Origin of the sequence: Pseudomonas orientalis (assembly GCF_022807995.1) — a bacterium.
Classification (GTDB): domain Bacteria; phylum Pseudomonadota; class Gammaproteobacteria; order Pseudomonadales; family Pseudomonadaceae; genus Aquipseudomonas; species Aquipseudomonas orientalis_B.
On sequence record NZ_CP094351.1, the window covers coordinates 4,469,964 to 4,481,929 of the forward strand.

An 11,966-nucleotide genomic window follows, 5' to 3' on the forward strand; every position below is an offset into this window, starting at 1 on the left:
CTATCGCGACTGTACTGAAAGTCGGTCGCGAGTTAATCGCGCTTACATATATTTCTAAATGTAACTATACTGAACTGCATTTTTTAAAAATGGAGAGCCCAGTATATGGAGCGTTATTTGTCATGGATAAGACAACTCAACCAACCCTGCGTGACTGCACATCCTCTTAATGACTTTATCGCGTCAGCCAGCCTATTTGCCCATACACTGGGGTTCGACTTTTTTACGTACGCCGTGTGCGAAACCACGCCGTTCAGCAGGCCTAAAACCCATGTATATGGCAACTATCCAAGCCAGTGGCTACAGCGCTACAAAGAGCAGAATTACTCCATCATCGATCCCACCGTACGCCACTGCAAAGTCTCATCCGAGCCGCTGCGCTGGTGCGACGCCGTGTTTGACGAATGCCCACAATTTTGGTCGGATGCCCAGGCACATCAACTTAATATCGGCATAGCACAACCATCTTTTAATGCCCGCGGTTATATAGCGCTTTTGTCGGTTGCTCGAGCCGCCAAGTTGATCGACGACAATGAATTCGAAGCCTTGAAACCAGTGCTCAAAGCGTTTGCCGAGACCGTGGGGTATCACATCTTCGAACTGGAAGAGGCTCTCACGCAGACACTCGATATTGAGTTCGGGCAAAAAGAGAAAGAAGTATTACGCTGGACAGCCGATGGAAAAACCTCGGAAGAGATTGGCCGCATATTGAATGTAACCGCCGACGCAGTGAACTTTCATTTGCGCAATATCCAGAAGAAGATCGGCGCTTGCAATCGGGTTCAAGCCGTTACCTATGCCGTAGCCCAAGGCCACATCTGACACCCGGTGGCGTAGCGGCAAGTGCCGCTACGCCACCCAAGTTCAAGCAAACACGTCGATCGCCGCTTGCTCATACAACCACTGCACCACCGTGCGCACGTGCTCATCGTCGGCCTGTTCCGGCAAGTCCTGCGCCAATCTGATAGGCGCTCCTTCCTGCAACGCACGGATCAGGACGCGCACAGCCGGCAGTGACTGAATGCGCAGCATGGCGCCGCCTGCAAACAGCAGCCCGGCATCGTCATTTAACGCCAGCAGATACAAGGGGCTGTCGGCGCGTGCCTGGATCACGCGTTGCCAGCAGCCGCCAGCGCCGCGGCGCCCCATCGAGCGATCCCGAATAATGCCGTTGGCTGACAACTTGAGCAGCATCTGGATTTTGCTGTTGTCCCCAATCGCCTCGACGAACTGCGCCACCGCCGCCGGCAATTGCACCTGAGCCAACGATTCGAACACCCCACCCGGCACTTGGGCGATGGTGCCGGTCAGTGCAGTGCCAGCCTTCGACGCAATGGCCGCTTTGATCGGGTTCTCACAGAAGCCCTGTGCCGTGCCATGGCTGAACATGCCAACCGACACGGTAAGGGTCGTTTCCAATTCTTCAAGCTTGTTGTAATGCCACCACCCGGCAGGAATAAAGAAGATTTCCCCCGGCCCGACTTCGTAAATGGTCGCGTCGGCGGCATAGGGCGTAACGTCGATATGCCCGAAGCACACGCCGTTGAGTGCGGACTTCTTCTCCAGCGCCATTTCGTCGAAATAGGCCGGTGGCCAGATCATCATGCGTTTACGCCCATACAACGGGAACAGGAAGGTGTCGCATGAGTCATTGTGCAGGCCGATCCAGGTTGAACGGTAGCGCCCGCCGATAAACACCGCATTGGCTCCCGGGTAGGGCATGCCGTAGCGTTCGCTGTAGCCATGGGTAAATGCGCGCAGTTTCGTCGCAACGGTGCTGGAATGCTTCAGGCAGTAGTCGCGGGTGAAGGTGATGCCTTCGGCGTGATTGAGGGCGGCAAAGTCACGCACAAACTGCTCGAACCCCTCAAACGCCCGAGGAAAGCCGGGCACCGCCGGCTGCTTGAGCATCTGGCCGTCCGCGTTGACCGTCATATCGCCCGACTCGACAACATTTCGGGCCAACTCGAAGGCGTCCTCAAGGCTCATCAAGGGTTCGATGAGCATGGCCTGCTCGATCACCACGGGCTGTGTCTTGTCATGGGAGAGGCTGACGAAGTGCTCCCAGAAAGCCGCCGGTATCGTCGGCGTATTTTTCGCATCAAACAGGTGGGCGCGGGTCGTGGCAGTCATCATTGTTCACCTTAAATCCGGGAAAGCATCAGGGTAAAAATCCTTGTAGATGTTCTTGATCTGCTCATCGCCCATCCCCAGTACGCGCACCAGTACCGCGCTGAACATGCAGGGGATGGCGGCGAGAATGATGAGCAGGCCCAGGGCGATCATGGCGTAGCTCACACCCAGCGCTTCAGAAAACGCTCCACCCACCAACGCGCCAAACGGAATCACCATGCCAGACACAAATGAAGTCGCCGACCCGATGCGGTTGCGGTAGCTGTCGGGTGTGGCCAGCATGCGCACGGTGGACGTATTGACGGTCACCATGACCAGGCCGATGCCGCCGGCAAACAGCAACGGCACGGTCACGCTGGCGAACCAGGCGGGCCGGGCGTGGAAGAACTGGCTGAACAGCCCACACCCCACCATCGCCAGCCCCACCAGCAGAAAACCGGCAAATACGACTCGCGGGCGACCCCAACGGGCATTGGCGCGCTTGACCAGCAACAGGCTGCCGGCCAACAACCCCACCGCGAAGGCGCCTTCGGTCACGGCAATCAACCATAAGTGCTGAGGAAAATGGCGATTGATCAGCACCGGAAACAACACGGCAAACAGGGGATACAGCGAAAAGTTGACGATGAACGCGAGCAGGCTCAGGTTCCACTCGGGCTTGACCCGGTAGAGCGCGGTAAACCCCTCACGGGTGCGCGTATACCAGGTCGCCAGGTACGACAGCTGCCGCGCACCAGGTGTGTGGCTGGCGCCAGGCGCCCTCACCCGCACAATCAGCGCCAGGGCCACGAGCACCGCCAGTGAATTGAGCCAGAGCGTCCCCACCACGCCCAGCGGGCCCAGCAAAATCCCGGCCGCCAGCGGCCCCGTCAGCGCGGACGATGAGCCGACGATACTTCTCAGGCGCACCGCATCGCTGACCCTGTCCGCAGCCACCAGTACCGAGGCCAGGCTCATCTGCAGCGGATCGCGAATGCCGATGGCCACTCCGGAAATCGCCAGGCAGCCGGCAATCAACCACGGCAGGTAGAGGTCCTGGGTGCCCAGCACCGCCAGCACCAGCGTCGTGACAGCGCTGACGGTATAGCAACCCACCAGCAAGCGCTGGCGATCATACTGGTCACCCAACCAGCCAAACACCGCGCGGGACACCACATCGGCCAGGGTGGCAACCGCGACAAAGCCTGCAAAGGCGAGCGGGTCGGCGGTTTTTCCGAGCACCCACCAGGCGATTGCGAACTGACCGCAGCGCGTGCCCACCGCATTCAGGAACGCGGCCAATTGGATCAGATAAAAATCGCGCCCCAGCCCGCCCAGGGAAGGACTGCTCATCGCCCCGCCTCGGCACGGCGCAGGCGCTGCTGGCAACCGGCGGCGAGATAAGCGTCAAGGCCCCCGGTCAAACTGCGACAGCGCCCGCTGCCGACCACGGCGCTGATCGCGTGCAGCGCCTTCACGCTGCGCACGCCGCTTTTGCAGTAGATCACGGTGTCGATGGCCGCGAGCCCTCGGGCCAGGTGCTGTGGCAATTCGCTCAAGGGCATATTGATTCCGCCCAAGGACAGGCTCAGATGCTCATGCCCGTCGCGTACATCAATCAATTGCAACGCTTCATCGCTGAGCAACCGCTGCTCCAGCGCCTGGGCAGAGATCGCGTATTGCGCGCCGACGGCCACCGCGCAGTTGGCGGCGATGGCTTGCGGCTCGCGAATAAGCCGGTGCTCGCCACTGAGCGGATTACTGGCGCGATGGCGAATCGACACTTGGCGCAACTGCAGACTCAGTGCGTCGAACAGCATCAATCGGTTGATCGACGGCTCCCCTACCGCACTGAGAATCTTGATCGCTTCAAGTGCCTGGATCGAGCCGATGATCCCGGGCAATACCCCCAGAACCCCGGCCTCACCACAATTCTGCGCCAGCCCGGCCGGTGGCGGTTCAGGAAAAATATCGCGCAGATTGGTCGAACATCGGCCCGTCGCGTCCGGCACATTGAACACCGCGACCTGCCCTTCGAACTGGCTGATCGAGGCATAGACCAGAGGCTTGCCCGCGAGGTAGCAGGCATCATTGAGCAGGTATTTGGTGGTGAAGTTGTCGGTGGCATCGAGTATCACGTCGTAGCCTTGCACATAGGCCGACACGTTGCCTTCGTCCAGCCGCTCATCGATATGCACGATGTCGATGTGGGGGTTGTTATCCAGCAGTCTGCGACGCGCCACAGCGCCCTTGGGCGAACCCACATCGTCAACGCCGAACAACAACTGACGGTGCAGGTTACTGACGTCGACGGTGTCGTCTTCCACGATGCCGATATGACCCACGCCTGCGGCCGCCAGGTACATCAGGGCCGGGCAACCCAGCCCACCGGCGCCCACCACCAGCACCCTGCCCGCCTTGAGCCGGGCCTGGCCCTCGCTGCCGAAACCCTTGACCAGAAAGTGACGGGCATACTGGGCCTGTTCCTGCTGACTGAATTGCGCGTGCGTCATATCAGCCTCCCGCCACGGCACTGATGATCAACGCCGTGGAGTCCGGGCGCAGGGAGATTTCGCTCCAGGCCTCTTGGTCGGCGTAGGGAATATCGTCAATGACCAGGCTGATGAAAGGCTTGAGACGGTAATCGCCTTCAACGATGGCGCTGAACAAAAGCGGCTCCTCGCTGCGCAAGCCGTCCATCAGTTGCAGCGCGTCAGTGCAGGCTGAAGACCAGGATTTTCGGCCATCGGTCAGGTCGGCAAATTGGCTGGCAATAATGATTTGGGGCATGGTCAGTTTCCTTGCAGGGATTCGATAAGAGGCTGATGCCAGGCTTGCAGTGCACCGAACACCCGACGGCCCATGGGCGTGAAACTGGGGCGCTGGGCGGCGACTTGCAGGCAACCGGCCAAGTACTTGTGCAGGTAAGACTGGCGCTGCGTGCGCGCCTGGGGGCCGTACAGATCGCGGTAGTATTTAAGGGCCGCTGCGGCAAAATGCGCGGCCGCCAACACACCCCGCAGGGTCTTGCCGCGCGTGCCCGAGGGCAGCACGTAGTCCCTGGGCGCCCCGGCTGTCTGCAGGTCATAGACCTCCATCAGGAAGTTCAACCAGATGTGCGCGTGTTCATGCACCAGGGTTTCTTCAAGCGGGATGTGCGAATCGAACGCACGCTCGCCCAGGTAAATGGTCTGGGGGATCAACGCGCTGGTGGAGCTGCTCATGGGCTGCAAGAGCTTGCGGTAGCGAATCGGGACAGTGAAAAAACTGCTCCAGGCCGGGTTCACCCCACAGACGCGTGCGGTGGCGGTCTGGATTGCCTGTTGCTCGGCCGCAGAGCAGTCGATGGATTCGAACTCCTCGACCTGGCTGGTAGCCAAGCGCTTGAACAGCGCGCGTGCATTGCCCGGGTCCAGGTAATCCGCCAAGTCGTCATGCGCCTGCGGGTCCGAGTTGCGCCGGCTGCAGGCGACCGCTGCCAACAACGTGGCGGGGCGTACGTCGTCATCGATAAAGGGCAGGCCACCCACGGTGTCGAAAAACAGGCTCGGGTTCATCGGCCATTCAGCCTTCGGATCCGCTGTGCCAGCAGCGCGATGACAAAAAGCCCTGCAAGTCCTGGCTCTTGACGCGAAACGCCTTGAAGCCCGCCAGCGCGTCGTCAACTTGCGGTTGTGTCATCTCGGCGCAGGCCAGCAGCAGTTTTCTCAACCGGGACAAGGTCCGCTCGGCGTACCAACGCTCCTTGAGGTCGCGGATAATCGCGTGGGCGTTATCCGCCGAAAGAGTCTGCTGTTCCACCAGCGCGGCGACAAAGCCACGCACATGGATCAGCGGCTCGGACATGGCGCGATAGGGCGCGTCGATTTCGTGCACCAGCGTGACCTCATCGTCGTCGAACTCTGGATCATCGCGGTAATGCCCGTAGACCACCCCGTAGCCCTGCATGCCGAGCAAACGCATCTCGCTGGCTCGGATCGCGCCCATGGACGCCAGGCCCCAGATATTCCAGCCCTGCTCGATGGCGCGACGGATCTCGATGTGGCCTACGGAAGGAAAGCTGTGGAATGTACCGTCCACGATGGCGATGCAGCCTGGTTGCGGGTATTGCTCGACCAGCGCCTGTACGTCGCCGCGTCGGGCCGGCGCATGCAGGATCACGTCACGCTGCTCCAGCACGCCCGGCGCCAATCCCGCTGCCGTCGGCCCTACGAATAAATGCAGTTTCATGGGGGCTCCTTCCCTAGCGTGAGATATAGCGCGACAGGCGCGGGCCTGCGCGCTTGAGTGCCGGCTGGAACGACTCCATGCCTGGAATGACCATCTTGACGACGGCCAACGGGGAATCGTTTTTACTCAGTACAACGCGCAGTACCTGGCTGAATCCCTGGTGGCGCAGGCGCTCAAGCAGACATTCCAAGGCAGAATCGATACTGTCGATCTGCGCGTTGGCGTCCTCGATCGCCGAATAGGCGATGGCCTCACGCGAATCGTTCACGTGGCTGCGCAGGCGCGCCACCGCGTCCAACTCGGCCTGGCGGTCACTGGCGGAGAAGTACTTGAAGCGCTCGATCAGGTCGTCGCGGCCGCCGTGAATATACGAGAGCCGCGACTGGGCAGCCTCGGCGAGCCCCCTGACCGAGGCGATGTCCCGGCACAGATGCAGGCCGGAACCGCAGGAAATGGCGATGGGCGCGTCATCGGACGGCTCGAGGATGAAGCCCTGGACATAAGGCAGGCCGATCACGCTGGGGGTGTAACGCACCACGGCGTCCAACCCTGCGGCTTCCACCCGGCTGAACAAGGGGTCCAGGGTCGGGACCGGACAATCGCGCAGCATCAGACGCGAGGTGTCTTTCATGAAATTGAAGGCTTGCACGTCGCGCTCGACGATTTCGGCAATGCCGTGCACGCTGGCTTCATCCACGCTGTTACCGGAGCTGAGTCCATTGGTGCTGGTGCCGAAAATGCGCTGCCCCTGGTTTTCGCTGAACGGTGAAAAAATCAATTCGGCGGGCACGGCAAACGTGCGGCCGGTGGCAACGTCCTCGGCCTCGACACAGGCCAGGGGGCCATCGGGGTCGATCGGTGCACCGAGGATCGGGCAAAAATCAACGAATTCGTGGGCAAAGCCCGCTTGTGCCGCCACTTTACGCGGCGTGGAAAAGAACACTTCAATGTTGCGGTTGCGATATTCGGCGATGGCAAATTCAATCGCCTCCATGTACGCACCGACCTGCGCTTCCTCGGCGCGCATGCCCTTCCCCGCGCTGACGCACAGCGAACCTTCGACCGCGTCGGGGCGAATACTGGCGAATACCGGAATACCGATCTTGTCCAGCCAGGTGGTATTGGTCACTCGCGTAATACCAAACTGCACAGCAAGTTTCCTGGCATGGGACAACGTGTCGGCCAATGAGGCTTTGCGCAAACTTGACGTCATGCGATACATGTAATGGCCTGTTGAATAACTGATCCGTAAGTGCGTGCTATTCGAGTCATCGAATAGCACGCGCCGCATTACTTGCCGGCGTCTTCAATATCGGCAGAGATATTGTTGTTGGATTCGTGAATAACAAACCCGGCGCGCATTTGTCCTTCGTCATTCAGGATATCGGCAAATGCTTCTACAGCAGAAGCGTCAAGTGCGAATGTTTCGTTAGTTGCGTTATTCATGATGTTCTCCTTGAATAATTGAATGCCGTTATCGGCTATCGTGCAACAGGGATATACCGCTGGATTAACGCCACTGCGACAATGTGTCATCCCTGAAACAGCCAGGAGAGTTTTAGAGCAGTACACGGCCACGCTCAACTACAAGATTTTGTAGTCACGTGAAGGTAAATTTTTAATGACAGCCACTTTGCCCAGTCAGGGCAGGGATTCAGCCGCGAAATTTTCAACTTTCACAGATTGTCGAAACAACCTGATTTCTTATCATCAGCTTTAAAAGTGGCAATATGCAATCAATGCAAAGTCGTAGATTACAGGCAAAAAAAAACCCGTACTTCACTAAGTACGGGTCTTCTTAACGGCAATCACATTATTTCTTCACGCCGAGCCTCTTCAGCTCTTCATCGCGCAATTCACGCCGCAGGATCTTGCCCACGTTGGTAGTCGGCAATGCATCGCGGAACTCAACGGCCTTGGGCACCTTGTAGCCGGTGACGTTGGCGCGCATGTGCTCCATCACCTGCTCCTTGGTCAGGGTGGCCCCCGGCTTGACCACGATGAACAACTTGATGTGCTCCCCGGACTTTTCATCCGGTACGCCGATGGCCGCGCATTGCAATACGCCCGGCAGGCCGGCCAGCACGTCTTCCAGTTCGTTGGGGTACACGTTGAAGCCCGAGACCAGGATCATGTCCTTCTTGCGGTCGACAATACGCATGTAGCCGTCGGGCTGGATGATCGCGATGTCACCGGTCTTCAGCCAGCCTTCGCTGTCGAGCATCTCGGCGGTGGCATCTTCACGCTGCCAGTAGCCCTTCATCACTTGCGGACCTTTGACGCACAGCTCGCCGGTTTCGCCCAGCGCCAGCTCAGTGCCGTCGTCGGCAATAACCTTGCACACGGTGGAAGGCACCGGAATGCCAATGGTACCGATCTGGATATGCTGGATCGGGTTCACGGTGGCCACCGGGCTGGTTTCGGTCATGCCGTAGCCCTCGCAGATGGCGCAACCGGTCACGGCCTTCCAGCGTTCGGCCGCCGCCAGTTGCAGCGCCATGCCGCCTGACAGGGTGACCTTGAGCGCGGAGAAATCCAGCTTGCGGAAACCTTCGTTGTTGCACAGCGCCACGAACAGCGTGTTGAGGCCGACAAAGCCGCTGAACTTCCACTTCGACAGCTCCTTGACCATCGCCGGCAGGTCGCGCGGGTTGCTGATCAGGATGTTGTGGTTGCCGATCAGCATCATCGCCATGCAATGAAAGGTGAACGCATAGATGTGGTACAGCGGCAGCGGCGTGATCAGGATTTCGCACCCTTCATTGAGGTTGGAGCCCATCAGCGCCTTGCATTGCAGCATGTTGGCAACCAGGTTGCGGTGGGTGAGCATCGCTCCCTTGGCCACGCCGGTGGTGCCGCCGGTGTATTGCAACACCGCCACATCGCCGCTGGCCGGGTTGGCATCGCTGACCGTCTGGCCGTGCCCCTTGGCCAGCACGTCATTGAACTTGATCGCTTGCGGCAAGTGATACGCCGGGACCATTTTTTTCACGTACTTGATCACGCTGTTGATCAACAGGCGCTTGAACGGCGACAACAGGTCGGCCACTTCGGTCACGATCACGTGTTTGACGGCGGTCTTGGGCACGACTTTTTCAGCCAGGTGCGCCATGTTGGCCAGGCAGACCAGAGCCTTGGCCCCGGAGTCGTTGAATTGATGTTCCATTTCCCGCGCGGTGTACAGCGGGTTGGTGTTGACCACGATCAGCCCGGCGCGGATGGCACCGAAAACGGCGACCGGGTACTGCAGTACGTTGGGCAGTTGCACGGCGATTCGATCGCCGGGCTTCAAGTCGGTATGCTGTTGCAGGTAGGCGGCAAATGCGCCGGACAATTCGTACAGTTCACCGTAGGTGATGGTCTTGCCCAGGTTGCTGAAAGCCGGTTTGTTGGCGAAGCGCTGGCAGGACTGCTTCAGTACCGCCTGAATATTCGGATACTCGTCCGGATTGATTTGTGCAGCAATCCCGGCGGGGTACTTATCCTTCCAAAAGTCTTCGTTCATGGAAGCCCACTCCTCAGCGACGCGAATTCATCATCGCATTTGATGCGATTATTATTGGTGTGTGTTTCAAGGTGAATCTGGCGCTTTCAAGCAGGCCTAGACGTCACAAAGCGCGCCGAGAGTAGCAGCTTTGCCAAGGGCCGCCTAGAGCCAAAAGAGGGCCCTACAGTCATAAACATGACTCAAGAATATCCAATGGTCATTTTTAGAGCAAAGATTCTATATCGCGGGGATCCGCTCTGGAATGGGCTTACTGGGCGACAAATAACACATGTGGGAGGGGGGCTTGCCCCCGATGGCGGTGTATCAGTCACCAATCTATTGACTGAACCACTGCTATCGGGGGCAAGCCCCCTCCCACATTTCAACCTCATTTCAATTCAGGCGATGTCGCGCAGCTCCCGGCGCAGAATCTTGCCCACCGGCGTCATCGGCAGCGAATCCCTGAGCACGATATGCTTGGGCACCTTGTACCCGGTGAAGTTGGTCTTGCAGTACGCCTTCAACTCCTCAAGGGTCACCCCTTGGGCACGCGCCACCACAAACAGTTTCACCGCCTCCCCGGTACGCTCGTCCGGCACGCCGATCACCGCGCAGTTGGCCACTGCCGGATGCGCCATCACCACGTCTTCGATTTCGTTGGGGTACACGTTAAAGCCCGACACGATGATCAGGTCTTTCTTGCGATCGACAATACGGATAAAACCATCGGCATCGATCACGGCGATGTCGCCGGTCTTGAACCAACCGTCGGCGTCCAGCGCTTCGGCGGTGGCCTGCGGCTGCTGCCAATAGCCTTTCATTACCTGAGGGCCCTTGATGCACAGTTCGCCGCGCTCGCCCAACGGCAGCTCGGCGCCCTCGTCATCGATCACTTTCATGGCCGTGGCCGGCACCGGAATGCCGACTGTACCCAGTCGGGACTTATCGCCATAAGGGTTGGTGCTGGCCACCGGCGAGGTTTCCGTCAGTCCGTAGCCCTCGCCGATCGCACAACCGGTGATGTGCTGCCAGCGCTCGGCGGTGGCCTTGATCAACGCCGTGCCGCCGGAGTTGGTCAGCTTGAGATGGGAAAAGTCCAGGCTCTTGAAGTCCGGATGGTCCATCAGCGCCACAAACAACGTGTTGAGCCCCAACAGCCCGGTGAAACGCCACTTTTTCAGCTCCTTGACGAACCCGCCAATGTCCCGTGGATTGGTGATCAGCACGTTGTGGTTGCCGGACACCATCATGCACATGCAATTCGCCGTAAACGCATAGATGTGGTACAGCGGCAGCGGCGCAATCATTACCTCCTGCCCTTCCTTGATCAACGGGTGACCATCGTCGCCGGTCTGGGACATGCACGCCCGCACCTGCTGCATGTTCGCCACCAGGTTGCCATGGGTGAGCATCGCGCCCTTGGCCAGGCCGGTGGTGCCTCCGGTGTATTGCAGCACCGCGATGTCATCGAGGGTCACCGGATGGCGGGTCACGCCCAGGCCGGCGCCCATGCCCAGGGCGCGCTTGAACGACACCGCACGCGGCAGGTGGTAGGCCGGGACCATCTTCTTCACCTTGTCGACCAGTGTGTTGACCAGCCAGCCCTTGGCGGCGGGCATGAAGTCGCCCATCCTGGCTTCGATCAGGTAGTCGATTTCGGTGTCTGCACACACTTCCTGAACCCGCGAACCGAACAGGTTGAGGTAGACCAGCGCCCGCACGCCGGCGTCCTTGAACTGGTGACGCATTTCACGCGGGGTGTACAACGGGTTGGTATTGACCACGATCAGCCCGGCGCGCAGTGCGCCAAACACGGCAATCGGATAATGCAGCACGTTGGGCATCTGTACCGCGATGCGCTCGCCGGGCTTGAGGTCGGTGTGCCGCTGCAGGTAACCGGCGAACGCCGCGCTGTGGCGCTCAAGCTCGGCGTAGGTCAGGGTGATGCCCATGTTGCTGAACGCCGGACGGTCGGCAAAGGTCTTGCAGGAGCGCTCGAAGACTTCGATCACCGACGTGTAACTGCTGAGGTCGATGTCATTGGGAACGCCCGCGGCGCGTTTGTCATTCCAGAAATCAGGTTGCATTATTCTTGTCCTCTTTACCTGAACAGGTCCGGCCGCTTTTTATGCAGCTA

11 protein-coding genes are annotated in these 11,966 nt (G+C 59.4%); 1 reads left to right on the plus strand and 10 read right to left on the minus strand.

Annotated features, from left to right (window positions below; translation table 11 throughout):
• Positions 1-105: 105 nt before the first annotated feature.
• Positions 106-822, plus strand: coding sequence for an autoinducer binding domain-containing protein (locus MRY17_RS19895; RefSeq protein ID WP_243352739.1), 717 nt, complete (start codon positions 106-108; stop codon positions 820-822).
• Positions 823-864: 42 nt separating this feature from the next.
• Here the strand turns inward: MRY17_RS19895 and MRY17_RS19900 are convergent, their stop codons facing one another.
• The 10 genes from MRY17_RS19900 to fadD2 all read right to left on the minus strand — a co-directional run bounded on the left by MRY17_RS19900 (position 865) and on the right by fadD2 (position 11,916).
• The gene (locus MRY17_RS19900) at positions 865-2,133 is read right to left on the minus strand and encodes a cupin-like domain-containing protein (protein ID WP_191952294.1); all 1,269 of its coding nucleotides are present in this window, start codon (positions 2,131-2,133) and stop codon (positions 865-867) included.
• Between the two features lie 6 nt (positions 2,134-2,139).
• Entirely contained in the window at positions 2,140-3,465 is a 1,326-nt protein-coding gene (locus MRY17_RS19905) for an MFS transporter (protein ID WP_191952295.1), read from the minus strand.
• Positions 3,462-4,625 carry a molybdopterin-synthase adenylyltransferase MoeB gene (moeB, locus tag MRY17_RS19910; RefSeq protein WP_191952296.1) on the minus strand — a complete coding sequence of 388 codons (1,164 nt, stop codon included), beginning with the start codon at positions 4,623-4,625 and terminating at the stop codon, positions 3,462-3,464. Before moeB ends, MRY17_RS19905 begins: the two co-directional genes overlap by 4 nt.
• Position 4,626: 1 nt before the next feature.
• Positions 4,627-4,902, minus strand: coding sequence for a MoaD/ThiS family protein (locus MRY17_RS19915; RefSeq protein WP_191952297.1), 276 nt, complete (start codon positions 4,900-4,902; stop codon positions 4,627-4,629).
• Positions 4,903-4,904: 2 nt separating this feature from the next.
• Positions 4,905-5,669 (minus strand): aKG-HExxH-type peptide beta-hydroxylase, encoded by a 765-nt coding sequence (locus tag MRY17_RS19920; RefSeq protein WP_191952298.1) that lies wholly within the window; start codon positions 5,667-5,669, stop codon positions 4,905-4,907.
• Positions 5,670-5,676: 7 nt separating this feature from the next.
• Positions 5,677-6,342 carry a TfuA-like protein gene (locus tag MRY17_RS19925; RefSeq protein WP_191952299.1) on the minus strand — a complete coding sequence of 222 codons (666 nt, stop codon included), beginning with the start codon at positions 6,340-6,342 and terminating at the stop codon, positions 5,677-5,679.
• Between the two features lie 13 nt (positions 6,343-6,355).
• On the minus strand, positions 6,356-7,633 hold the full coding sequence (locus MRY17_RS19930) for a YcaO-like family protein (RefSeq protein WP_342357003.1): 1,278 nt from the start codon (positions 7,631-7,633) through the stop codon (positions 6,356-6,358).
• A complete protein-coding gene (locus MRY17_RS19935; RefSeq protein WP_164484914.1) occupies positions 7,633-7,788 on the minus strand; it encodes a hypothetical protein in 156 nt (51 codons plus the stop codon). Before MRY17_RS19935 ends, MRY17_RS19930 begins: the two co-directional genes overlap by 1 nt.
• A 367-nt stretch (positions 7,789-8,155) precedes the next feature.
• Positions 8,156-9,847 carry a long-chain-fatty-acid--CoA ligase FadD1 gene (gene fadD1 / locus MRY17_RS19940; RefSeq protein ID WP_243352740.1) on the minus strand — a complete coding sequence of 564 codons (1,692 nt, stop codon included), beginning with the start codon at positions 9,845-9,847 and terminating at the stop codon, positions 8,156-8,158.
• Positions 9,848-10,227: 380 nt separating this feature from the next.
• A complete protein-coding gene (gene fadD2 / locus MRY17_RS19945; protein WP_191956769.1) occupies positions 10,228-11,916 on the minus strand; it encodes a long-chain-fatty-acid--CoA ligase FadD2 in 1,689 nt (562 codons plus the stop codon).
• Positions 11,917-11,966: the final 50 nt, after the last annotated feature.

Bases quoted from the DNA above. Each gene is read 5' to 3' on its own strand.
- MRY17_RS19895 (WP_243352739.1), top strand. From the start codon at position 106: ATGGAGCGTTATTTGTCATGGATAAGACAACTCAACCAACCCTGCGTG.
- MRY17_RS19900 (WP_191952294.1), bottom strand. From the start codon at position 2,133: ATGACTGCCACGACCCGCGCCCACCTGTTTGATGCGAAAAATACGCCG.
- MRY17_RS19905 (WP_191952295.1), bottom strand. From the start codon at position 3,465: ATGAGCAGTCCTTCCCTGGGCGGGCTGGGGCGCGATTTTTATCTGATC.
- moeB (WP_191952296.1), bottom strand. From the start codon at position 4,625: ATGACGCACGCGCAATTCAGTCAGCAGGAACAGGCCCAGTATGCCCGT.
- MRY17_RS19915 (WP_191952297.1), bottom strand. From the start codon at position 4,902: ATGCCCCAAATCATTATTGCCAGCCAATTTGCCGACCTGACCGATGGC.
- MRY17_RS19920 (WP_191952298.1), bottom strand. From the start codon at position 5,669: ATGAACCCGAGCCTGTTTTTCGACACCGTGGGTGGCCTGCCCTTTATC.
- MRY17_RS19925 (WP_191952299.1), bottom strand. From the start codon at position 6,342: ATGAAACTGCATTTATTCGTAGGGCCGACGGCAGCGGGATTGGCGCCG.
- MRY17_RS19930 (WP_342357003.1), bottom strand. From the start codon at position 7,633: ATGCGGCGCGTGCTATTCGATGACTCGAATAGCACGCACTTACGGATC.
- MRY17_RS19935 (WP_164484914.1), bottom strand. From the start codon at position 7,788: ATGAATAACGCAACTAACGAAACATTCGCACTTGACGCTTCTGCTGTA.
- fadD1 (WP_243352740.1), bottom strand. From the start codon at position 9,847: ATGAACGAAGACTTTTGGAAGGATAAGTACCCCGCCGGGATTGCTGCA.
- fadD2 (WP_191956769.1), bottom strand. From the start codon at position 11,916: ATGCAACCTGATTTCTGGAATGACAAACGCGCCGCGGGCGTTCCCAAT.